General features: G+C 46.7%; 22 protein-coding genes and 1 pseudogene. 6 read left to right on the top strand and 17 right to left on the bottom strand.

All coding sequences use genetic code 11. The features are described 5' to 3' along the window. Nucleotides 1-3 precede the first annotated feature (3 nt). Nucleotides 4-708 (bottom strand): rhomboid family intramembrane serine protease, encoded by a 705-nt coding sequence (locus tag ACES2C_RS11930; protein WP_374163334.1) that lies wholly within the window; start codon nucleotides 706-708, stop codon nucleotides 4-6. A 225-nt stretch (nucleotides 709-933) separates the two neighbouring features. On the opposite strand from ACES2C_RS11930, the gene ACES2C_RS11925 reads away from it, so the two are divergent. Then, entirely contained in the window at nucleotides 934-2010 is a 1077-nt protein-coding gene (locus tag ACES2C_RS11925) for a tetratricopeptide repeat protein (protein ID WP_374163333.1), read from the top strand. A 125-nt stretch (nucleotides 2011-2135) separates the two neighbouring features. On the opposite strand, the gene ACES2C_RS11920 is transcribed toward ACES2C_RS11925, so the two are convergent. The 3 genes from ACES2C_RS11920 to ACES2C_RS11910 form a co-directional block, all read right to left on the bottom strand. Next, complete coding sequence (locus ACES2C_RS11920; RefSeq protein WP_374163332.1) at nucleotides 2136-2348, bottom strand: hypothetical protein; 213 nt, start codon at nucleotides 2346-2348, stop codon at nucleotides 2136-2138. A gap of 83 nt (nucleotides 2349-2431) precedes the next feature. Then, nucleotides 2432-3259, bottom strand: coding sequence for an alpha/beta hydrolase fold domain-containing protein (locus ACES2C_RS11915; RefSeq protein WP_374163331.1), 828 nt, complete (start codon nucleotides 3257-3259; stop codon nucleotides 2432-2434). A 144-nt stretch (nucleotides 3260-3403) separates the two neighbouring features. Continuing rightward, entirely contained in the window at nucleotides 3404-4048 is a 645-nt protein-coding gene (locus ACES2C_RS11910) for a hypothetical protein (protein WP_374163330.1), read from the bottom strand. Between the two features lie 74 nt (nucleotides 4049-4122). Here ACES2C_RS11910 and ACES2C_RS11905 point away from each other — a divergent pair. Beyond that, nucleotides 4123-4880, top strand: a pseudogene (locus ACES2C_RS11905) (OBAP family protein). A 54-nt stretch (nucleotides 4881-4934) separates the two neighbouring features. Here the strand turns inward: ACES2C_RS11905 and ACES2C_RS11900 are convergent. From ACES2C_RS11900 to ispE, 11 genes are all read right to left on the bottom strand, one after another. After that, nucleotides 4935-5381, bottom strand: a complete 447-nt coding sequence (locus tag ACES2C_RS11900) for a hypothetical protein (protein ID WP_374163329.1) — start codon at nucleotides 5379-5381, stop codon at nucleotides 4935-4937. Nucleotides 5382-5427: 46 nt separating this feature from the next. After that, the gene (locus ACES2C_RS11895) at nucleotides 5428-6531 is read right to left on the bottom strand and encodes a hypothetical protein (RefSeq protein ID WP_374163328.1); all 1104 of its coding nucleotides are present in this window, start codon (nucleotides 6529-6531) and stop codon (nucleotides 5428-5430) included. A 75-nt stretch (nucleotides 6532-6606) separates the two neighbouring features. Continuing rightward, nucleotides 6607-7440 carry a DUF4249 domain-containing protein gene (locus tag ACES2C_RS11890; protein ID WP_374163327.1) on the bottom strand — a complete coding sequence of 278 codons (834 nt, stop codon included), beginning with the start codon at nucleotides 7438-7440 and terminating at the stop codon, nucleotides 6607-6609. Nucleotides 7441-7444: 4 nt separating this feature from the next. Beyond that, nucleotides 7445-9415 carry a TonB-dependent receptor plug domain-containing protein gene (locus tag ACES2C_RS11885; RefSeq protein WP_374163326.1) on the bottom strand — a complete coding sequence of 657 codons (1971 nt, stop codon included), beginning with the start codon at nucleotides 9413-9415 and terminating at the stop codon, nucleotides 7445-7447. Beyond that, nucleotides 9403-9807 carry a carboxypeptidase-like regulatory domain-containing protein gene (locus tag ACES2C_RS11880; RefSeq protein ID WP_374163325.1) on the bottom strand — a complete coding sequence of 135 codons (405 nt, stop codon included), beginning with the start codon at nucleotides 9805-9807 and terminating at the stop codon, nucleotides 9403-9405. The genes ACES2C_RS11885 and ACES2C_RS11880 overlap by 13 nt, the downstream gene beginning before the upstream one ends. A 136-nt stretch (nucleotides 9808-9943) precedes the next feature. After that, nucleotides 9944-11641 (bottom strand): hypothetical protein, encoded by a 1698-nt coding sequence (locus ACES2C_RS11875; protein WP_374163324.1) that lies wholly within the window; start codon nucleotides 11639-11641, stop codon nucleotides 9944-9946. Nucleotides 11642-11769: 128 nt separating this feature from the next. Then, nucleotides 11770-12732, bottom strand: a complete 963-nt coding sequence (locus ACES2C_RS11870; RefSeq protein ID WP_374163323.1) for a FecR family protein — start codon at nucleotides 12730-12732, stop codon at nucleotides 11770-11772. A 33-nt stretch (nucleotides 12733-12765) separates the two neighbouring features. Further along, nucleotides 12766-13380: an RNA polymerase sigma-70 factor gene (locus ACES2C_RS11865; protein ID WP_374163322.1), complete on the bottom strand. Its 615-nt coding sequence runs from the start codon at nucleotides 13378-13380 to the stop codon at nucleotides 12766-12768. A 377-nt stretch (nucleotides 13381-13757) separates the two neighbouring features. Next, nucleotides 13758-14447, bottom strand: a complete 690-nt coding sequence (locus tag ACES2C_RS11860) for a DUF6515 family protein (protein ID WP_374163321.1) — start codon at nucleotides 14445-14447, stop codon at nucleotides 13758-13760. A gap of 240 nt (nucleotides 14448-14687) precedes the next feature. Further along, a complete protein-coding gene (locus ACES2C_RS11855) occupies nucleotides 14688-15140 on the bottom strand; it encodes a hypothetical protein (RefSeq protein ID WP_374163320.1) in 453 nt (150 codons plus the stop codon). A 98-nt stretch (nucleotides 15141-15238) separates the two neighbouring features. After that, a complete protein-coding gene (ispE, locus tag ACES2C_RS11850; protein WP_374163319.1) occupies nucleotides 15239-16042 on the bottom strand; it encodes a 4-(cytidine 5'-diphospho)-2-C-methyl-D-erythritol kinase in 804 nt (267 codons plus the stop codon). Nucleotides 16043-16140: 98 nt separating this feature from the next. On the opposite strand from ispE, the gene ACES2C_RS11845 reads away from it, so the two are divergent. From ACES2C_RS11845 to ACES2C_RS11830, 4 genes are all read left to right on the top strand, one after another. Next, on the top strand, nucleotides 16141-16935 hold the full coding sequence (locus ACES2C_RS11845; protein WP_374163318.1) for a thymidylate synthase: 795 nt from the start codon (nucleotides 16141-16143) through the stop codon (nucleotides 16933-16935). A gap of 2 nt (nucleotides 16936-16937) precedes the next feature. Continuing rightward, the gene (locus ACES2C_RS11840; protein WP_374163317.1) at nucleotides 16938-17438 is read left to right on the top strand and encodes a dihydrofolate reductase; all 501 of its coding nucleotides are present in this window, start codon (nucleotides 16938-16940) and stop codon (nucleotides 17436-17438) included. A 106-nt stretch (nucleotides 17439-17544) separates the two neighbouring features. Continuing rightward, nucleotides 17545-20520 carry a protein translocase subunit SecDF gene (gene secDF / locus ACES2C_RS11835; RefSeq protein ID WP_374163316.1) on the top strand — a complete coding sequence of 992 codons (2976 nt, stop codon included), beginning with the start codon at nucleotides 17545-17547 and terminating at the stop codon, nucleotides 20518-20520. A gap of 145 nt (nucleotides 20521-20665) precedes the next feature. Continuing rightward, complete coding sequence (locus ACES2C_RS11830; RefSeq protein WP_374163315.1) at nucleotides 20666-21970, top strand: NAD(P)/FAD-dependent oxidoreductase; 1305 nt, start codon at nucleotides 20666-20668, stop codon at nucleotides 21968-21970. A 49-nt stretch (nucleotides 21971-22019) separates the two neighbouring features. On the opposite strand, the gene ACES2C_RS11825 is transcribed toward ACES2C_RS11830, so the two are convergent. Both ACES2C_RS11825 and fbaA read right to left on the bottom strand, forming a co-directional pair. Then, nucleotides 22020-22454 carry a GNAT family N-acetyltransferase gene (locus ACES2C_RS11825; protein WP_374163314.1) on the bottom strand — a complete coding sequence of 145 codons (435 nt, stop codon included), beginning with the start codon at nucleotides 22452-22454 and terminating at the stop codon, nucleotides 22020-22022. Nucleotides 22455-22520: 66 nt separating this feature from the next. Further along, entirely contained in the window at nucleotides 22521-23600 is a 1080-nt protein-coding gene (fbaA, locus tag ACES2C_RS11820; RefSeq protein ID WP_374163313.1) for a class II fructose-bisphosphate aldolase, read from the bottom strand. Nucleotides 23601-23803: the final 203 nt, after the last annotated feature.

The following is a 23803-nucleotide window of genomic DNA, read 5'->3' as shown; positions in this document are numbered from 1 at the left end:
GCATTACCAGAATAGCGATCGTTCACGGGCCACCTTCCGCTTGCCGAAGTATTGATAGAAGAAGATGCCGGCAGCGAAGCCGCCGATATGAGCCCAAAAAGCGATACCTGTTCCCTCGCTGGCAGAGAGCAGGCTGAAGGTCCCGTTGAAGAGCTGCATGAAAAACCAGAAGGCCAGGTAAATGAAGGCCGAGATCTCGAAAAAGAAAGGAATGATGAGAATCGGAAAAAGCATCAGGATCCTCGCACGTGGAAACAAGACCATGTAGGCAGCCATTACGCCCGATATTGCTCCGGATGCACCGAGGGCCGGAACTGTTGAATGGGGATATACAAAATAATGGGTAAGAGAGGCGACCAGTCCGCACAGAAGATAAAAGAACAAATAGTTCCTGTGTCCCATCCGGTCTTCTACATTGTCGCCGAAAATGAAAAGCGTCCACATATTGCCGATGAAATGAGACCAGCCCCCGTGAAGGAACATATTGGTAAAGAACGGCCAGTAATTGTCGGCCCGAAGGCCATAGATATCAGCCCAGTCCTGATGCGAAAATCGTGCGGGCACCAGTCCGAAAATATAGAAGAAGGATTCCAGAAGATCATCAGGAATTGACAGCTCGAACAGAAAAACCATCAGATTAACGGCGATAATAATCCAGTTAACGAATGGAAAACTCTTGCTCGGTATGTTATCTCTTATTGGGAACAATGATGTGGCGTTTTTTTATAAAAAGAAAAAATAAGCCGTTCGGTTTTCCTCGAAAGTCCATTTCTCCTCTAAAGACAAAGAAGAACATTTAAGCGACTCTTATCCCTGCTTGAGACCGTAGTTTATGAATACTTTTTCCCCTTCAAGCCATTTCATTGCATTGCTGTGTCTGGTACGTGCTTTGCATAGTGATTTATAAAAATGTCATCGATTTAAATAGCCCTTATGAAATTTCTACTCGGCCTGTCACTCATTACATTCCTTTTTAATTCAGTTCTGGCAGGAAAGCCCGCAGACAGCGTAAAGACTTCGGCGGTAAATTACGACTCGCTGGCAACACAATCGAACCGGTATTTAACCTTGGCCTCCGGCAGTAAAAAAAACATCGAAGCAATAGAATTGTACCGAAAAGCAATTATATCGGCCCCTTTAGCAGATGATCTCTGGGAGGCTGAAGTGAGGACAAAAATGGGACTGTTACTGTCAGAGCTTAAAAAGCCCGAGGCTTTCAAGCAGCTGGAGAGGGCGATCGCCTTAAATCAGAAACACAAAAACCTTAACGGCCTAACAACTGCGACCTATGCACTGGCAATGGCATACTATCGCTCAGGCGACGTGCCAACTTCATTAAAAAAGTACAGTGACCTTTATACAGTACAAACGAAAGCGGGTGAAGCGGTGCTTGCCGGTAACACTGCCTCCAAAATTGCCGACGTATATCTGAAGTCGAAAAAATATAAAGAAGCGTTCAACTATGCCGACGTGGCAAAAAAAGAGTATGAAAAAGTCTGTAAGCGGGACAGTCTTGGCGCAATCTATTATAAGATAGCCGATATTAAGCTAAGGGAGAACAAAACGAGACTCGCCGAATTTTATATTATCTATAAAGCCCTGCCCTTTTACAGCTCTGCAGACAATTTCAAGGGGAGGGTGGCCAGCTTCAACTTCCTGGCAAACATGTACATGAACCAAAAGAAATACTCGCAGGCAAAATGGTTCTACCTGCAGGCCAATACGCAGTCCAGATCAATAAAAGATACAGCTGCCACTATTGCCTCCCTGCATCGGCTCGGTGTACTTAAGGCACTTACTGGCAATTACCAACTGGCGCGCAGGGATCTGCGGGAGGCTGAAAGCATGGCCAAAGACACTGGCATGTCTGGTCTAACGGAAAAATTCAGAGCACGGTACCCCTCTATCCTTAAAAAGATAAACGAAGGCGATGGAAGTGCTGCAAAATCTCCGTTGCTTAGGGGAGTCTCAAAAGAGAAGGACGATTCCTCTTTGGTCTCCCTGGAATAAGAATGCTGCAAAGCCCACCAATATAATATGCAGAGAGTTGCAGCAAACGTCTCTTAAATAAAAATGCGTACTACTGTACTAAAACTTCAGGAACTGCGATTCGATCATATACTCTGCGTGGTTCCTTAAATAATGGTACTGTCGATAGGACGGATGCTAACCGGCTTTCCGCCTCTTTCTATAATATTAATTGGATCGACCCTGACATACCCTTCGCGGTCGGTTGCTATATAAAACTCTCCAAAGCGGACCTTATCACAAGCCACCCTGATTTTATCCTTTTCTGTTAACCGCTCCACTGCCGTCTCTGCCTCTTTATCTGTTAATATTCTTTCCATAATTTGCTTCCCCAATAGCTCCAATTTTCTCTGATGTATAATTTTTTTTGTTACTGATTATATATGCACACTAATTATGCCAACTACTTAGATCGTGCGGTAATAAAAGACGATATTTCGCTTAATATGTTACCAACATTTGTAACACCGGCGAGCGAAAGATCGTGACCTCCGCCCTCTACAGCAATGAGCTTGTTTGCAACGCCTTTCCCGTTCAGTGCGTTCGCAAGAAGCTGGGCCTGCAGGAAAGGAACAACCACGTCTGCAGTTCCATGAACCTGAAGAGTGGGAACGCTTGACATCCGGTTCAGAGGACTTGCCTCGGCAAAGCGCGGACTTAATTCGCCTGAGTGAATGTCTGCTCCAACCATGGCCACGATGCCTGAAGAAAGAGCAGGATTAGAAGCGGCGGTGAGAAACTCACTCGAGAATACTGACGGCCCTGCCAACGATACTACCCCCTTTACCTGCCCCTGCGATTGATAGGCATAACTGTAAAGAAGCGCCATATGAGCTCCCGCACTTACACCCAGCAAAATATAGCCATTTTTGCGCACTCTCCATTTATCAGCAGTATTCGTTATCGCGGCAAACACAGCACCGACATCCTGCATAAGCCCCTCGTAGTGATTGGAGGCCGAGGCGTAGCGGTAATTCATGTTTACACTGGCGATACCCTGTTGCTTCAATGTGTTCTGAATGAACTGCATGTCGGCTTTGTCACCACTTATCCAGGTACCACCATGAACCAGAACCACAAGCGGCGTATTCTCATCCCTTCCGGCAGGCAGAAAGGCATCAAACTTTTGCCTGCTATCACTGCCGTATGAGACATCGTTATACTGTTGCTCTGTTGCCGGCTCCAGCGTGTCCTTTTCTTTCTTGCACGCCCAAAGCGAAACTGCCAGCAATAATAAAAAAAATTCTTTTTCATAGTTTGACGTTCTATATTCTCCTAAACGCTCACCGCGCCTATTGAGTATTTATACGAAGATCAGGGCCGGAAGGTTATAGAACATCTAATCTGTATAATGCATCGCGCGGACTAGCCGCGCTCAGCCCGTTGTCCGGAACTTCAGATAAGTAGTCTGGCGATCCAGACCTTTCTCATGAATAATAATAGCAACACAAGAGGAATCGGGACCTACTTCAAATGCTATTCCCTGCTCAGAGTCGTATAAAGCATATCGTTTGCCTTTATCCTTGTATGACTCAGTTTTTGTAAGTGGATAAGCACGCCGAATTTCGCCAATAGGAGAACCGGTATGAAGTCCCTCGGGTGTCTTAAAAGCGGGCGATGTCACCCTGATCTGCCTGATCTTGTAGCTTTCGTCAGGCGGCGAAGAGCGGACGCTGTAAACAGACAAAGAATTGGATAAGCTGTCGTGATCGTTAAACCAGACCGACACAGTCTTCCCCATTGCAGCGTCACCACCATCAGGCTTTCCCAGTCGCTTTACCAGCTCTTCAGTTTTTGCGTTCAGTTTAGTCTGCCCTGCTGACCTCGCCGGAACGAGCAGCCATACGCTGTCAGTCCGGGAGCTAAGGCGGGCTTCTCGGCCCTTAGAGGCTTCCGCATTTCCGGAATCAGCGACCGCAGTCCGCTGCTGCCCTTCTGTCACTTTCCCCTGCGAACAGCTGCTCACAAGAGCTGCAGAGCCGAAAAGCATCAGTGCAGAGTATAAGAAGTTCGGTTTCATAGTCAGAACTATAATTATTTCAGGGTATGTAAACATTCAAGCTCGCGCAAGGTTTAATCAATAATCAACTAACTATGAAAAAAATCATCTTTAACCTCCTAACCCTTCTTCTCCTGGCAGCCTGCGGAGGAAAGAATACCTCGTCTAACGTACGGTCGCCGGGGAGCGATAAAAGCACGAAAGATCTGGCCCTTGAAACAGGCGCCGACATGCTGCAGGACAAGACGCCCCTTAAGAAGTTCAACACCTATCTCGATGGCTTTCATTTCTATAACGGCAACATCAAGGCGCAGATGGAGGCTCATCATTACGTAAACCAGATCAACAACGATGTTTACCAGGCTATCATTTTTGATGGAAACGGAGAAAATGCAAAGATTATGGGCGTGGAATACATCATCACCGAGAAACTTTTCAAGACCTTACCTGAGGCAGAAAAAAGCTTTGGCACAGTCACGTGTATGAGGTTAAATCAGGAACATTAATTGCGCCTGGCATTCCGGAAAAAGCAGAACATGAGTTAATGGAAAAGATTGCGTCGACCTATGGAAAGACCATCCACACCTGGCATACCGACCAGGAAAGAACGCTGCCGATAGGCTCCCCCATGATTATGATGGGCTTTACAAAAGACGGGCAGCTTCACCAGCACCTTCAGGACGAGAGGGATAAGAGGTTTAAGATCTCGACGGTGGAAAAACGGAAGAACCGTGCCGATATTCCCACCAGACCGATCATTAGCGGAGCCAACGCCTGGGAGAGAGGAGAGGTCAGACAGTTTACGATCTCGAACAAGGCAGACTCCGCAGTCCATAAACATCAGATGGAATAAAATACAGGCCGGAAGAGTGAAACGAGCTTCCAGCCTGTATGAATGCGCACTTGCCTATTTTGAAAAGATCAGCCGGGTAATAAAGATGCCGTTGCCGTCGTCTTTTCCGCCATCACTCTCCACACCGCTGGTCACAAAAGCGAGTTTCCAGCCCTGCTTTGCAAGCTCATTCATTTTGGAGGTGATGACTGCATCGTTGGAGGCAATGTTCTGAAAGTTGATCCCGGCGATGCTGAAAAAGTTGAGGATCTTTGTTTCCGCAAATGAGTCCACTTTTACATCTCCTCTTTTTACGTCGCTCTGCTTGCTATCTTTACCATCTACCCGCTCGGTTGTAAACTCAGCAGCATTTACGTCAGTTTTTGTTTCGACGATTCTTGAGCGCCCAAGACCTCCCGGCACAATTGACTCAATAATTGTAACCACTTTGTATTGTACCTCCTGCGAAAAACCGTCAAGGCTGAGGAGTGAAAGGCTAAGTAACAAGTAAATCTTTTTCATGCCTTAAAAGACTGTAGAGATGCAACAGTTGTTACAAGCGCGTGAGTTATTTTATTTTTAGCTGAATTCCCGCCTGATACCCCAGAAAAAGCTGATTTCGCCGTCCCTTCCGGGTGTCTTCGTGCCAGAGATCATTCTTTACCAGCCCCATGGCCTCAGGCATGTCAGTCTGCGAAAAGTTCATAGACGGGCCTCCGAACAGCTCTACACTTCTGCCAAGCCGCACAGCCGGCAGCAAACGGAACGTACTTTTGAAGTATTCGCCATCTTTCCAGTCCTCAATATACTGCTGGGCTAGTTCGGCATTAATGCGAAAGGAATTGGAGAACGGTATATGAGCACCAAAGCCGGCCTCAAACGCAAGGTAATTATCCTTCAGCTTCCAGTTATAGCCTGCCCCAATAAGCCCGTACAATACTCGCCCTCCTGAGCGAAAGGTAAGCAAAGACGTTTGCGCTTCATCTATGGAAGCGGACACTCCCATCTCCCCCTTTTTCACAATGTTAATGATGGCGAGCGAATGGTCACTGCTGTCGGCTATGTTAATAAATCCGGCAAACTGCAAGCCCCTTACCTTTTTTGCGATGTTAATAAACCCCGCAAACTGAAAGCCGTCTACATCTTTTGCCTTGTTAATGAATCCTGAGATCTGCGCTCCATCCATCCGGCTTCCTACGTAGTTGCCAAAACCGGCGAACTGAAAATTGCTCATGCTCTCCGTCACTACATTGCTGAATCCTGCAAACTGAAAGCCTTGAAAGCTGTCCACGTCATTGTGAATACCAGCAAACTGGAAACCCTTTGCCTGCGCCACCCGGTTCACGATACCAGCAAACTGAAATCCGTCCATCTGATTCTTTACTGTATTTGAAATACCTGCAAACTGAAACCCAGACGCCCGATCTCTTACGACATTCGAGATGCCTGCAAAGCCAAAAGCCTTCTCTGCCCTGGAAACACCCGCGAGAACGTGAAATGAAACCTGGTTCACATATTCGCCTGCCCTGCTCCCATTTGTACTTAGCGGGTAACAAAAGCCAACATGAAGATTAGACTGCTGTTCCTGCGCGACAGCTTTACTGCCCATTACTAAAAATAAAAGGCAGATCGTCTTCAAGTGAGACGCTGCCTTTTTAATTGTCTTGTTCATCGATGCCATAGTTGTAATCCTTGTTTTGTAATTATTACAACCGGGCGATCCCTCCCCCTATTTGAGAATAAAGAATTATTCAACTTTTCTTTCAACGTCGCTGATCATGGAAGCCCCAAAGTATCCGGTGACGTCCATCGAGTTTGTGGTCGTCTTCTTCACGTTCGTTCTGACGTTTGTCAGAGGAGAAGCAAAAACACTTCCGTTTAGTAGCTGTGTAAGTATGTCTGTCCAGAAGTTGTACGAGCCCTCCGTAAGTGACCAAACTTCAGCCCTCGCCTTATCGCCTTTTACAAAGGGCGAATCAACCGTCAATTCCGCATCTGTTATTTTGTTGCCGTCCACGAACTCATCGGAAAACAGGTTGATATCCTGGGCGCGATTCAGGTACTTCCCGTTCTTGTAAAGCTTGATCTGCATATAGTCACCTTCTCCGGGCGTTTCTTTACCCCAGAAATGAGGGTAATAGCCAGGATCTTCATAAACGAGCGATTTTTCCTGATAACGAAACGCGATAGAGTCGATCGGCATGGACAATCGCGGCATCGGTGCGACCGCCTCGTAGTTTCCGACCGAACTTTGGATCTTGAGGGTATAGGTTTTACCCTCCTTACCCACCGTTGTTGCTATCTCATATTTTCCGGGCGACACTTCCTTCAAGACTTCCGTTTTTCCGGTACCGTCACTCAGGGTAATAATGGCGCCAGTTACCGGATCGAAACTACCCGTCGACTTCAGAGGTTTAGTTGTTGAAAGGTTCACATAGTGCTTGTGCTTTACGTTGGTCAGCCAGCCCTCTACTACAAGCGCAGGTTTACCACCGTTCACATCCATCTCAATAGGGTCCTCGCAAGCAGACAGAAGGATTCCGAGAAAAAGGAATATATATAAGATTTTAAAAGATTTCATGGTGTTAAAATTTAAAGTTCCAGGTTACAGATGGGATAATTGAACCAAACATGGAGAACCGGACCGACTCCAGTTCTGCGGGCCGGTCTTCATTCTGGCGAAGGTAGACGGAAAAAGCGTTCCTTCTGTTGAGTGCGTTAAACAACGATACCACCCACTCACTGGTGTACTTTCTGCCAGGTTCCTGCTTCTTCCTGAAAGTAGCGGAAACATCCAGTCTTTGATAGGAGGGAATACGGTAACTATTCCTGTAATTACCTGAGTTATACTGAACCGGAATTCCATCATAACTGTACCGGCTGTCAGGAAGTGTCGTAGGAATACCAGACGCATAATTGAAGGTAGCAGACAGCAGTATCCTCGGCTTTAACTGGTAGACTCCGACCACTGCAAGGGTATGCGTCTTATCATACTTAGCCGGATAAAACTCATTGTTATTGATCCCTTCAATTTTTCTTTCGGTTTTTGCAAGTGTATAACTAACCCATCCGTTCAGTCGCCCCGTGTTCTTTTTGACATAAAACTCGGCCCCATACGCTCTTCCCTGACCAAAAAGCATATCTCCCGGCAGATCCTCATTCAGGAGCGTTTCTGCTCCGTCAATAAAGTCGACCTGATCATACAGTTTCCGGTAGTAGACTTCAGTCGACGCCTCGAACTTGTTCTCAGAAAAATTTCTGAAGTATCCTAACGATACCTGATCGGCCTTTTCCGGCTTCACGTTATATGAGCTGGGTGTCCAGAGATCGAGCGGACTTGAAGACAGGGTATTAGAGACGAGGTGAAGATTCTGAACGGTACGGCTATAGGAAGCTTTAATGGATGCGTCTTCACCTGTCTGGATCTTTAATGCCAGTCGGGGCTGCAGATTGTGATACCATTTGATGGTTGACCAGTCTTTGTATATACGTGGATTGACCGGCTCTTTCCGCAAGCCTGTAACGCCTACATAGTCATTGACTACCGTCCCGCCCTTTGCTAAACTCTGAAAGGCGCTGTACCGGAGGCCATACTCGACAGACAGTACGTCAGAGGCAGTAATTTCGTGGTCCCAGTAGGCATTGTATTCGGCAGCACGCTGTCCGGGCATGGTCACCGTGTTGAAGATAGACCCTTCGCCAGTAGGAATGGCCTTGCCAGGACTAAAATCATGAAGGCCCGCCTCCACTCCAAAGTAGACCGTGTTTCTCGAGTTAGGATACCAGGTATAAACGTTCTTAAAGCTGTAATCGCGAATAGAAGCATCCCAGCGGAAGCTAGTGGCGCCTTCCTGGGTATTAGCCAAACGGTACCTGTAATCAGAATACAGCACGCTGGTATTGGAAAACAAGCGCGGATTGAACACGTGATTCCAGCGAACAGTGCCCGTACCGTTCCCCCACTGCAGCAAAAAGCGCTTAGCTGCCTCTATTTTGTCTTTCCCGAAGTATCCGGATACGAAGAGCCTGTCCTTCTCCGAAAGGTAGAAGTTGAACTTGGCACTCAGATCATAAAAATAGATGGAGTTGTCTTTGATGTCAGGATCAGACGATTGCTTGGTAAGGATATCCGTGTAAGACCTGCGACCGCTGATAATCATTGAGCTCTTATCCTTTTTTATAGGCCCCTCTGCTGTAAAGCGACTGGCAATGAGGCCTAGGCCGCCCGCAAAGTTCCACTCCTTATTGTTGCCGTCTTTCATGCGTGTATCAAGAACCGCTGACAGACGCCCTCCGAACCTGGCAGGCATCTCGGTCTTATATAGCGCAGCGTCTTTCACCGCGTCCGGGTTCGCAACGGAGAACAGATTAAACAGGTGGGAAGTAAAATACAACGGAGCCTCGTCAAGCAAGACCAGGTTCTGATCTACCCCTCCTCCCCGAACGTTAAAACCGGAGGCACCGTCTCCTACCGTGTTCACTCCAGGCAACAGCTGGAAAGAACGGATCAGATCGGCCTCTCCAAGGAAGGGAGGAAGCTGCTTTACTGCAACCATACTAAGGGGGTGACGTTGATCGGCCTGGTTACGTTATCTTTTCTCGTAGATGCGCTTACAACCACCTCGTTCATGACGTTTGAAGCCGGAACAAGATTGATATTAATGGTGGTGTCCCTACTGAGTGTGAATGATATCTGCTGCCGCTGATACCCGATGTATGAATAAGCAACGGTATGTTTCCCCGGCTGGAGTGACAGCGAATAAAATCCATAACTATTACCTGACGCTTTAATACTGGTCCCTTCGGATGAGACAAGGGCACCTGCAAGGCTTTCACCGCTCACCGCATCCTTTAAATACCCGCTGACTGTTACTTTTCTTTGTGAGTACACGGTCGTCTGAACCGCGCATAACAGCAGCGTTAAATAGAACAGATGGAAAAATTTCATAATTTGTTGGAATTGTTTTGATCTATTACAATAGAATCAGGTCCCACCCCTATCTCCCCTACACGAAAATTGCTATTTCGATTTCATTACCCGAGAAGCGTTACAATTTTTTTAAAAAAACCGCCCTAAAGATATATTAAAAAATAGTAATCCCGGCACTGTATCCGGCCCAGCCAAATACTTTTCTGCTCTTTCCAATGGAGAAGTGCCTGACTTTATCCGTTAGCAGTTCGTAGTGGTCAATCTTCTCCGTCTGGTTAGAATAAAGGACGTTGAATGCTGGTCCTGCAAAAACGGTCAGGACGCGATTGAGCTTGACCGAAAGATTGAGGTTAAAACGCAACATAGTATTGTTATAGTCCCAGCTGCCGCGGTAAAAGTAAAGGCTGGCGAGCTCAGGATCGAGGTAAAGACTATTGGAGAGGCGCCAGCGTTTTCCCAGACCAAAGCCAAAATGGTCAGGGCCTCCCTGCAGAATAGAGTAAAGTGCGGGAGTTCCCGTTCGAATGATCACGCTGCGGGCAGTGACCTCATTCATGACGAGTCCAACGGAGTGAACGCCGTTCTTCCTGGCAAAATTGAGCAAACCGAGCATGACGCCGGAAGCGGTATCGGCCAGATTGACAAGTCCGAGCTGAAAGCCATGGCTTTCCCTGGCAACATTCAGGAGGCCAACCTGAGCCCCCTGCATCTTTTTGACTGCTATATTTAGGAGGCCGGCAATCTGTGCACCCTCCATTGCGCGGGTTGAAGTATTAAAGAGGCCAGCCACCTGCACTCCCCTGGTATCCCCGTTTGACACGTTAATCAATCCTGCCGCCTGGATTCCGCTAACGTCGCTCTTCACTGCATTAAAGAGTCCCCCTGCCTGCACGCCTATCACAGCCCCCTTCACCATATTGGCCAGTCCTGCGGCCTGTACTCCAACCACGTCAGATCCCACAATATTGGCAAGGCCGCTTGCCTGTACGCCATCGACCCGACCAAGTACCCCGTTGAAGAGTCCCGCCGCCTGTACCCCCGAGACAGATTGTCCTACTAAATTAAAAAAACCTGCCGCCTGTGCCGCCTTGACTGACTTCTTATTGATATTAAAGAATCCTCCCGCTTCCACACCTTCAACCCCGGCTGTATAACCACCAAAGACATTAAGAGACACCTTATTCATTACCTGTCCGCTCAGCAAACCATGCGAGCTTAGGCCAGGCGTAATGGAGACTTGAACCGGACTTTGCGCGATAAAGCCCGGCACATTCAACTCCTGAATTTTCTGCTTATACGAAACGAAAAGTCTCCCGAGGACGGTCCTCTGTGCAACCGACTCTCCGCTATCCGAGGAATAATAGTATTCATCGACCAGGTTATCAGGGTTGACTTTTACGGAAGACAAGACAATGATGGTGGTATCACGGTACAAATCCTTGCTGGCGGTGAGGACGATGGTCGGCGATCTCGTCTTGATCTTCAGGTCGAAGGAGCCATCCCGGGAGGTAAGAGCAGAACGGAGTAACTTTCTTTCGTATACGCTCGCAAGAGGAACGCGCTCACCCGAGTGCTCATCCGTCACGTAGCCACTCACATGATACACACGACCATTATTTTGCACTTTATCAGTCACAAGGCTAAGTCTGTGCGGAGCGTAGCGAAGAACAATATAGCCGGGAATTTCCTTGTATTCATATCGGTTTCCAAGGAGCTGATCGAGAATGTCGCGGATGGGCTGATTGGAAAAAGCGGCTGTGACCAGACTATCGCGTGGAACAATGTTACTGTTGTATGAAAAACTGAAGTTGAGCTTCTGTCCAATTTTTTCAAGTACCGATTCCAGACGCATGTCGTGTACCTGTACAGAAACCCTTTTATTTAAAAGCGTCTGCGAAAAAGCAGGCAGACAAAAGAACAGAGATAAAATCCAGAGAAGAAGTATCTTAAAATGCGCCGTAGAGCTGTTGACTAACATTGTTATTTACTAAGGATGATCTTTTGTCCGCTCCTCTCCACGTTGATCGAGAATGTCTCACTTATCACGGTCAGTATACTCTCCAATGAATCGTTACTAAATGTGTTATTAATCTTCAAATTTTCCAGGCTTTTGTCTGCTATCCTTATATCCGCTCCATAAGTATTGTTCAGTGCGCCGATCAATTCGAGCAGCGCGGTGTTGCGACAAACGAACGTATTGGTCTGGTAAGCATTATAGAGCGTACTCTTATTCTGTTCCTTGACAAGTCTGCCCTCACTTTCGGCCGTCACCTTCTCTCCGGCCTTTAGCTCCACCAGATCGTTGTTCTTGGCTACCCGCACGATGCCCGTTTTAACGATGACCTCTGTCTTTCCCTGCCTGCTTCTGATATTAAAAGACGTTCCGACCACTGTAACTGTTACATTATTGACATTAATTTTAAACGGTTTGCTTTTGTCGGGCGTGACCTCAAAGAACCCCTCACCCTCCATCCTGACGATTCTGCTGCCTCCTGTAAATCTTGAAGGATAGATCAGTTTGCTATTACGGTTCAGGGTGACAATTGAGCCGTCAGGCAGCGTATCACTGAGCGGCTTTACTCCAGCCTGAACGTTGGTCATTGTCACTTCCACTACATTCCGGTAAATATAAGCTGCTATGATACCGCCAGCAGCCAGAACGGTAATGATGGCCGCGGCACGGAACCATAAGGGGAGTCGTCTCAGCTTTACCGTCTGTTTATCCTCAGTTCTGTTGATCACGTTTTCCTTAAACCTTTCCCAGGCCGCGTTCTCGTCCCTGCTTGTATGAAGAGCAGCCGTTTCTGAGTCCTCCCATATTTTTTTAAACTGCTGAAAGTATTGTTCATTACCCTCCGACTTTTTTCTCCACTCCGCAATCGACCGATCCTCCGAAGAATTTGTCTCCCCGGCAAGGTACTTTACCAGTAAATCGTCAATCATATCAAATCCTTTATCTTTCACCTGTCAACGTCATTAATTGTATAGAAATAAAAGTAATAGAAGAGGCAGAAAGTCTACCAGCTTCACCCGCATCAGCCGTAATGCTTTCCCCATCTGGTTCTCCACAGTTTTAATTGAAATGTTCAGCTGATCGGCTATCTCCTGATACTTCAGGTGCTCGAACCTGCTCAGCTGAAAAACCAGGCGACATTGAGGGGGCAGTTCAGTGAGGGCTTTTTCAATCTGCTTCTCTAACTCGCTAACCTCTGCGTGCTTTGAGGGATGTTCGTACTCCATGGCCATTCTATTTGTATAATACTGCTCATACTCAGCTCTCACTTTGTGGTGTTTAAGATAGTTCAGACTTTCGTTGTGCACCGCCCTGTACAGGTAAGACTTGAGAGAGCCGTCGGTATTTAACAGGTCTTTCTTTTCCCATATCCTGCAAAATACGTTCTGCACGATCTCCTCTGCCTGTTCCTCATCTTTCAAAAAGGTGTAGGCATAAGCGTGAAGCCTTTTAAAGTACTCCTTAAAGACCTGTTCAAAGGCGCTTTCGTTCCCTTCCTTTAGTAATTCGATAATGGTATTACTGCTTATTTCCACTCTGAAGGATTGAAGTTCTGCTGTAAATATATGCTTTGCCAATGTGCTCTTTACTATGAATACAACTGAGCACTGCGGTCCCCCTATGCAAAAATAAAACTTGCATAAACGGTGAAGCGAATAAATGCGGATTAAAGGTTCCTCCCGTCTTTCAAGGCAGAAGAAGAAAGAAAAAGGCGCAGGAGCAGTGCTTACAGGCGGGAACTAAAATGAATTATGAAAAGAAAAACACTCATCAGATGCACAAAAGGGGTAAAAGTTGCTTAAATGTGCTTCGTGACAAAAAAAGAAGTAGAACATTCATGAGCTCGGCTCTCAAGCGGGATAAATTTGTTTGAATATTCTTGTGGCCTTTAGGAAACAAATACACTTTTACAAAAAAAGGGGCCACGGCCCCTTCCCAGTAATGATCGCATCTTTTATTTTTTGCCGGTTGATCCAACTACCCGATACGTTTTCTTATCTCCGTCCACCGTTTCCTGGTAATAGAAGCCGTTAGGAGCGAGGTAGTAATCCAGACCGTTAATGACCACTTTTCTGCTATCCTCCGGGAGTCTTTCGATAATATCTCCTTCCTTCACATCCGTTGTGTCAGTGCTGAAATCTCCATCTTTTCCGGCGACAACATAGCTTTCCTTATCATCTTCACTTCCCACGCGGCGATAATAGACGCCATTCTTCTCATAGTACACCTGCCCGTTAATATGAACTTCTTTTGCTCCTGCGGGCAGCGCAGGGACTTCTGCCCCTACAGGAGGAGGAACCACTTCATAGTAATCTCGGAAGTTCCTGTAAAAGAGCCCGTCATAGTAATAAAAGATATTAGGGCCATAATGGACAGTCACGTAGCCCCAGGGCAACGCGCGGAACCGAAAGCCAAGCCACGGAGCGTAGTGGTAAAAAGGCCGGTATACGGATGCGAACGACCTAAACCTGTAAACAGGCGGGCGATAGTACACTGGCACACCACGGTAGGGACGGATCCCCGGTCCTGACGACAAACCACGCGTACCCCTGACTGGTCCTTGAGCGCTTGCAGAACCGCCGTTGTTCATACTGAAAGCCAGCAGGAAAAGAACTAAAAGAGTGTGTGTTAATATTCTTTTCATTTCTTTACCAGATTTATACTCCTATGACTAACCTGGGGACGAAAAGTTTATCGCACGATGGAAAACAACCGATGAAGCAAGCCGGAAAGGCAGTAATGAAAGACGATTTCAATGTTTCTTATCTATTAAAAACAAAGAAGAAGCTATCAAAAATTCAAAGCAGAATAGCGGGAGGAAACCCTAAAATTGCTAAGCAACCGCGTTGCATTACATCCCTTCTGCGGAAAGAAGCACGCTTTTTTACAGCGCGTATCTCACCCTTCTTCCTTCTCTGTTTCCCTTTATCCTTCCGGCCCTTTGAAGAGCACCCAGCTTAGCCATGATGGATCTTCCGAGTTTCTCCGCGTCCTTTTCAGGTTCCAGTTCTTTCAGCCGATCAATAATGTCAGAATTAAAGGAAGGACCTCGATCGGATAATACATAGGCGATTTTATTCTCGAGCTTGTCGCTCGCCAGAAACTCTGCCGGTGCTTCCAGCGATTTTTGCACCTCCTTGCGGGAAGCCGGGCGACGACCTCTTCGGGCAGCCTTTGGCATAACCACTTCTTCTTCAGCGACAGGTGACGGTGCTGCCGGCTGCTCAGTTCCGCTGAACGCATCCAGAGCGGCCTGGGTTTTCTGCAATTCAGCCTGCAGTTTTACAACTCGCTCCTTTAGAAAGACAATGACGTCCTGTTCTGTAACTTTTGCCATAATTAATTAAAATTTAAATCTGCTTTTATTACTAAATATGTGATTGAGCATAATATTACGGATAATCCGTGAATTTGGAAGCAGAATACGATGGTGCCTTAAACGCCATAGAACACCTGGTTCCCGTTCTCCAGCTCTGGCAACCGCACTTCCTCTTTAAATATCGCGTAAACAGACGCCCCGCTTCCACTCATTGAACTGTAGAGAGCACCAGCCTCGTATAAAGCAGCTTTAACGCCACGTATTGAGGAATGATTTTTAAAGACCGATTCTTCAAAATCATTTTTCATGTGATACTTCCAGGTTTCAATGGGCTGCTTAATCAACTCCCTCAATGGGGCCGGGGGCGTTGCAGGGCGTACTCCGCGGTACGCTTCCCCAGTGGAGACGTGCACGGGAGGCATGACCAGCACAATAAAGTAATGGCTTAGATCCAGCGACACTGGCTCAAACCGGTCGCCTTTTTCAAAAGCAAGTACAGGCTCATTCCTGATGAAGAAAGCACAGTCGGCCCCAAGCTCGCGCGCATAGTCCTCCATCTGCTCATTGGCCAGAGAGAGCTGAAACTTCTCGTTCAGAAGTTTAATAAAAAAAGCAGCATCAGATGAGCCCCCGCCCATTCCTGCTCCAATTGGAATACCTTTATGAAGGTGGATCTTCAGGGGAGGAAGACCAAAGTCCGCTTTCAATCTGCCGTAAGCTCTCAGGCACAGATTCTCGTTGGCATGGCCGGGAATGGGAATCCCGCTAAATGAAAAATCGAGAGCGCTACTTTCTATCACCTCAAGTGCATCCTTCACTTTAACCGGATAGAAAACCGTTTCAAGGTTATGATAGCCATCGGCCCTTCTGCCTACGATATTAAGTCCGATATTTATTTTTGCGTTGGGGTACGTCACCATCTTTTTCAATATTATCGCTTTTTCACAGCAGCGGGATGGTAAAAATACATTTATTTATTTTTTCTTTGCAGAGATAAGGGAAAGCATAAAGAAAAGGAATGAAACAGTATCTCGATCTGATGAAACATGTGCTGGATAATGGCACACAAAAACACGACCGCACGGGAACCGGCACGATAAGCGTCTTTGGCTATCAGATGAGATTCAATTTGCAGGACGGCTTTCCACTGGTAACAACAAAGAAGTTACACCTCCGCTCAATTATCCATGAACTCATCTGGTTTCTCAGGGGAGACACAAATATTGCTTATCTCAAAGCTAACGGGGTAAGCATCTGGGACGAGTGGGCAGATAAGGATGGCGAACTAGGCCCTGTCTACGGGCATCAATGGCGATCGTGGCCCACCCCTGACGGAGGTCACATTGATCAGATAACTCAACTTGTAGAGCAGATTAAAAAGAATCCCGACTCCCGGCGACTTATTGTTTCCGCCTGGAATGTGGCTGAAATTGAGACGATGGCGCTGCCTCCCTGTCATTGCCTGTTCCAGTTTTATGTTGCAGAAGGGAAGCTCAGCTGCCAGCTTTATCAGCGGAGCGCGGACATCTTTTTAGGCGTTCCCTTTAACATTGCCTCGTATGCACTACTCACGATGATGATCGCCCAGGTCTGCGGGCTACAGGCAGGAGACTTTATCCACACGCTCGGAGACGCACATCTTTACAATAATCACCTGGAGCAGACCAAACTACAGCTGAGCAGGGAACCTCGTTCTTTGCCGGTTATGAACTTAAACCCGGATGTGAAGGATCTTTTCGAGTTTAAGTACGAAGACTTTGAGCTTGAAAACTATGACCCGCATCCACATATCAAAGCACCGGTAGCAGTTTAAAGATGGCTGAAATCTGTATCATCGTTGCCATAGACAGCGAAAGAGGAATAGGAAAAGACAACCGCCTGCCATGGCATTTACCCGCCGATTTAAAATACTTTAAGTCAGTAACAACGGGGCATCCTGTTATCATGGGTCGCAAGACTTACGAGAGTATAGGGAAAGCTCTTCCAAACCGGCGGAACATTGTAGTGTCAAGACAAGGAGACCTCAGGTATTCAGACGCAGAAGTGTCGAACACACTAAATGCTGCTATTGCTCTCGCCAGCGAAGGAAATGACAAGGTCTTTATTATCGGCGGCGCCGACATTTTCAGGCAGGCCTTGCCGATTGCAGATACCATTTATCTAACCAGAATCCATGCTGCTTTCGAGGCTGACACCTATCTTCCCCAGATCAACGAAAATGAGTGGCAGGAGGTAAAAAGAGAAGACCACGGAGCGGACGAGAAAAATCGGGTTCCATACTCATTCCTTATCTACAAAAAACTGGGAAATCAATAGACTGATATTTCTGAATTAAAGAATTTTATAAATTAAAAAATTACTTAGATTTGCCCTCTTATCCGTAAAAGGCTAATTATAGAAATACAATACACAACAAACAGAAATGCAAGGTAAAGGTTTGATTAAATTCGTCGCCATTGCGTTAACGATCGGATGTTTATATTCACTTTCGTTTACGTTCGTGGCAAAGAAAATTGAAAAAGACGCACGTGAATACGCCAAGGGCGATCCTGCTAAAGAACGGGCCTATCTCGATTCTATGGCAACACAGCCGGTGTACAACCTCGGGTTTACGAAGTTTACATACCAGTATGTAAAAGAGCGCGAAATTCCTCTGGGACTTGACCTGGCGGGAGGTATGAACGTAACGATGGAGATTTCGCTTACAGAGCTTGTAAGGAATCTGGCCAACCACAATAATGATCCTGCATTCAACAAAGCATTGACAAATGCCGAAGCAAGATTAAAATCAAGCCAAAAGGACTTTATTTCCCTGTTTGCAGAGGAGTATGAAAAGGCGAGCGCTAACGGGCGTTTGGCACCTATCTTTGCAACACGGGAGAATGCTTCTCTTGTAAAGCCGGATGCCAGCAACGAGGACGTAATTAAATTCCTGCAGACCCAGGCAAACAGTGCGGTTGAGAGGTCTTTTAACATTCTGCGTACACGTATTGATAAGTTTGGCGTAACATCTCCTAACATTCAGTTACAGGCAGGGACTAACCGTATCCTGATTGAATTGCCAGGAGTATCCGACCAGGAGCGGGTTCGCAAGCTTCTTCAGGGTTCAGCGCAGCTGGAATTCTGGGAAACCTACGACAATACCGAGATCTTCTCTCTCCTTGAAAATATTAATAAGACTCTTGCCTCCACGCAGGCTAGTACAAAAGATACAGCCAAAACGGCTCCTTCCTCTGGAAAACCGGCGACCGGATCAGGAAAACTTGCACAGCTGGGCGCACGTAAAGACTCAGCAGGAAAGGATACATCAGCCCTTGCACAATCACAGGCCAAACAAAATCCTCTCTTTGCTTTACTGAATCCTAATGTTGGACAGGGTGAAAACGGTCAGGCCAGCCTGGGTCGTGGTCCGGTAATTGGATATGCAGCACAAAAAGACACAGCTAAGGTGAACGCCCTGCTTAATTCAGCAGAGGTAAAAGCAATCATTCCAGCGAACGTCAGGCTCGCCTGGGGTGTGAAACCAGTAACGCCGGAGAGCCGTGTTTTTGAGCTATATGCTCTTAAGACCACGGGATTTGAAGGAAAGGCTGCTATGGGCGGTGATGTGATCACAGACGCTCGTTCAGACGTAGACCAGCGGGGAAACCCTGAGGTAGTAATGGTGATGAACTCAGAAGGTGCCCGCCAGTGGAGACAAATAACCGCTGCTGCTTCAGCAGATCAGAACAACAAGAAAAGTATTGCGATCGTTCTTGATAACAACGTATATTCCGCCCCAACTGTCCAGAATGAAATTCCGAACGGAATCTCCTCAATCACTGGAAAGTTCACCCAAAATGATACAAAAGACTTAGCAAACGTTTTAAAGGCGGGTCGTCTTCCTGCGCCAGCAAGAATTGTTGAGGAAGCAGTTGTTGGTCCGTCACTTGGACAGGCTGCCATCAATGCAGGCCTAACCTCTTCAGTAGTGGGTCTGATCGTCGTATTGATCTTTATGATGATCTATTACAATCGGGCAGGTACTGTAGCAAACGTTGCGGTGTTTGTGAACGTATTCTTCCTGATGGGAGTTCTGGCCTCTATCAACGCTGTGCTTACCCTGCCAGGTATCGCCGGTATCGTTTTAACGCTTGGAATGGCGGTAGATGCTAACGTGCTGATTTATGAGCGAATAAGAGAAGAGCTGGAACATGGCAAGTCGATCCGCCTGGCTATTGCCGACGGTTTTAAACATGCAATGCCTTCTATCCTCGACTCACAGATCACGACGTTCCTCACTGGTATTATCCTTTACATTTTTGGTACAGGTCCAATCCTCGGATTTGCCACAACTTTGATGATTGGTATCATCACATCCCTCTTTACCGCGATCTTTATTTCACGTCTCGTTTTCGAGTGGATGCTGAAGAAGGAGATGCCAATCAAATTCTCGCACCCCTGGAGCGCTCACACGTTTAAGAATGCGAATTTTGCATTCGTCAAAAAACGCAGAATATTCTATATCATATCAGGTACTTTCATCACACTCGGTTTGATATCCATGTTCACCCGCGGCTTTAGTCTCGGTGTAGATTTCAAAGGCGGGCGTACATACGTAGTACGTTTCGAACAGCCGATTGACATTGAAAATGTCCGGGATGTTTTGAACGAAACATTCAAGGCTACCACGGAGGTGAAGACTTTTGGCGCAAATAACCAGGCCAGACTCACAACTTCCTACCTGATTGACGACAACTCTGATGGTGCAGAAGCAAAGGTGACGAGCAAGCTTAAAGAGGGGTTGGCTAAGGTGAATAACAAAAGTGAGATCTTAAGTTCACAACGAGTAGGTCCCACGGTAGCAAATGACATTAAGTTTGCAGCTATCTATTCAGTAATTGCGTCCATCATAGTAATTGCACTCTACATCTTGGTGCGCTTCAGAAAATGGGCATTTAGTGTTGGAGCGCTCGTTGCGCTTACTCACGACGTTTTACTGGTATTGTCGTTCTTCTCCCTGTTCAACGGAGTTCTTCCATTTTCCCTCGATATTGACCAGGCATTCATTGCCGCCATATTAACGGTAATTGGCTACTCAATTAACGATACAGTGGTGGTGTTCGACCGTATTCGTGAATACCTCGGCCTCCATCACTCTAAGCAGGATGACATGAAGACAGTGATCAACGATGCCATCAACAGTACGTTAAGCCGAACAGTCATTACCGCGCTCACCGTAGTGTTCGTACTCGCTGTCCTGTTTATCTTCGGAGGTGAAGTGATCAGAGGCTTCTCATTTGCACTTCTTATCGGTGTGATATTTGGTACTTACTCATCCATCTGTGTGGCAACTCCCGTTGTCGTGGAATTTGGAAAGAGTAAAGAGGACGATTTAGAGCCGTCCCGCAAAGCCTAAGCGAATAGCAGTATATAAAAAAGGCCCGGTACACCTTGTGTCTCCGGGCTTTTTTGTGCATATGCAAAGCGCTTTTATTATCTATCCAATTCAACCTTTTTGTCATAAATGCAGTTATAAGAGAAAGCTATTACATCTTTTGCATATGGCAGCAATAACACATTCTGTTAATTTTCCCCGGGTTATCATCATAGGCGGCGGCTTCGGTGGCATCGAGTTATCCAAAAACCTGAAGGATAAGGAGGTGCAGGTGCTCATGCTTGACCGTCATAACTACCATACTTTTCAACCCCTCCTCTATCAGGTTGCAACCGGCGGGCTGGAAGCAGATTCAATTGCATTTCCACTCCGTAAGATTTTTAAAGGTCAGCAGAACTTTAAGTTCAGGAACGCAACAGTAGAGACGATCATACCGGAACGGAAAGCTGTGGTGACGAACATAGGCGAGTTTTATTACGACTATCTCGTAATAGCTACCGGATCTGACTCAAACTTCTTTGGTTCAAGAGAACTCGAACACTATACCATGCCCATGAAGACCATCCCTGAGGCCCTTAACCTCCGGAGTATGATCTTGCAGAACCTGGAGGAAGCACTTATAGAAACAGATCCGCTTAGAAGGGAAGCACTCCTCAACTTTGTAGTTACGGGGGGCGGGCCTACTGGAGTTGAACTGGCGGGAGCTCTTGCAGAATTAAAGCGGCATGTGTTGCCCAAAGACTATCCCGAGCTCAACATGAATGATATGCACATTTTCCTGATCGAGGGCTCCCCCAGCGTGCTTGGGCCCATGTCTGTTCAGGCGCAAAGAAGCTCAAGGGAGTTTCTTGAAGAAATGGGTGTAAAAGTGATGACCAGCATGCGTGTATCTTCCTACGACGGTAACAAAATCGTCCTGTCAGACGGGAACGAGATCGTCACCAAAAACGTCTTATGGTCAGCAGGCGTCAAAGGGGAAGTTCCCGACGGTATATCGGCAGACAAGATTGTCAGGGGTGGCAGGATACGCGTAGACGAGTACAATCAGGTGATAGGCTATGAAAGAGTCTTTGCGATAGGAGACGTGGCTGCAATGTCAACAGAAGGCTACCCGAACGGGCATCCCGGAGTAGCCCCTGCCGCCATGCAGCAAGGCGCCCACCTTGCTGAAAACCTCATCCGCATCATCACCAAACAGCCGCCTGTTCCTTTTAAGTACAAAGACCAAGGTTCTATGGCAACAGTTGGCCGGAACCGTGCGGTAGTAGATTTAGGGAAGATCCGGTTTCAGGGAATATTCGCGTGGTTCGTCTGGATGTTTGTCCACCTGATGAGCCTTGTGGGATTCAGAAACAAGCTTGTTGTATTGGTCAACTGGATCTGGAGTTATTTTAGTTACGACCGGGGAACGCGGCTCATTATACGTCCCTTTAACAGGCACTCGATGACAGAGGATACCCGCACCAAATAGGAAGGTTGCTGAGCTTATGCCTTAAATGGTGGACAGAGGTCTGCCCAGCCTACCTGGTCCGCCCGAATACCATTTTGTAATGTTGAATACCGGCTTCCTCGAAAAGCTCTCCCTGCGCTTTAAAGCCAGCTTTGGCGTAAAGATTCATCGCCTGCACCTGGGCATGGAGATAGATATACGAAGCCTCCTTCGGCAGATCTTGCAGAACTGCTTCCACAAGAGCCGGCCCCACCCCTTTTCCGCGATACTCTTTTAACACGGCAAACCGCTCGAGCTTATACCCTTTATCCGTTTGCCTCCACCGGGCAGCTCCGGCAGGCTCACCTTCATACCTGGCTAAAAAGTGAGTGGACTCATCTTCGAACTCCCACTCCAGCTCAGGAGGACAATTCTGCTCTTCAACGAAGACTTTACGCCTGATTGCAAATACCGTCTCAAGTTCTGCAGCATCCGCTGTCTTTCTTACTTCTATTACTTCTGACATGAATATATCAACATACAAAAAGCCACCTCCGGAGAGATGGCTTTTACATATAACCTACTTAATTTTTTACAACTTGCTGTTCACGTCAACGCAGTTCAGGTCTTCAAAGGCCTGAGAAAGACGCTTAACAAAAGTTTCTTCTCCCTTTCTTAACCATACACGAGGATCGTAGTACTTCTTGTTAGGAGAATCAGGACCTTCAGGACTTCCGATCTGCGCCTGCAGATAACCTTCTTTAGACTGATAGTAGTCCTTTATACCTTCCCAGAAGGCCCACTGCATATCGGTGTCGATATTCATTTTGATAGCGCCATATGAGATCGCTTCACGAATCTCTTCCTGTGAAGAACCAGAACCGCCATGGAATACGAAGTTGATTGGTTTTTCCTGCTCCAGACCGAGTTCCTTACGCAGATAATCCTGTGAGTTCTTCAGGATCACCGGCTGCAGCTTCACGTTACCTGGTTTGTAAACCCCGTGTACATTACCGAACGCTGCCGCAATAGTGAAGCGATGGCTTACACTGTTTAACTCCTTGTATGCGTACGCTACTTCCTCAGGCTGAGTGTAAAGTCTTGAACTGTCAACGTCTGAGTTATCTACTCCATCCTCTTCTCCACCAGTTACGCCAAGTTCAATTTCAATCGTCATTCCCAGCGCTTTCATACGCTCAAGATAGCTCTTGCTAATTTCAAGGTTTTCCTCAATAGGCTCTTCTGAAAGGTCAAGCATATGAGAAGAAAACAAGGGTTTACCAAATTGCTTGTGGAACCGCTCGCCATGAGACAGCATTCCGTCGATCCATGGAAGCAATTTCTTTGCAGCGTGGTCAGTATGAAGAATAACAGCAACTCCATAGTGCTCAGCTAGTAAATGAACGTGTCTTGCAGCCGAAACAGCACCCAGAACACAGGCTTGCAGATTTGAGTTGTCTAAAGACTTCCCTGCGTAGAACTGTGCACCTCCGTTAGACAGCTGGATAATAACCGGGGAATTGACAGCTTTCGCTGTTTCCATTACGGCATTGACAGAATTTGTTCCGATGGTGTTTACTGCTGGCAAAGCGAATTGATGCTTCTTAGCCTGTTCAAATAATTCCTGAACAGCATCTCCATACAAAACGCCCTTATAGTTTTTCAGATTCATATTATAACGTCTTTTAAGAAATTCCGAAAATAACGATTTTAAGTTTATCTCAAGTGATATAGATCATTAAATTTAATGCTACTAATTTCATCCGAGGCTCCTTTTCTATCTTCATAAGCAACTCAATCCTAAGCAAAACTCACCAACCGAGACGATTATGTTTCAGGTATCCCTCGCCTTTAAAAGCAATTTACGTGCATAAA

This window comes from Arcticibacter sp. MXS-1 (assembly GCF_041902385.1).
Taxonomy (GTDB): domain Bacteria; phylum Bacteroidota; class Bacteroidia; order Sphingobacteriales; family Sphingobacteriaceae; genus Arcticibacter.
This window is presented reverse-complemented; position numbering and strand designations above follow the sequence as displayed.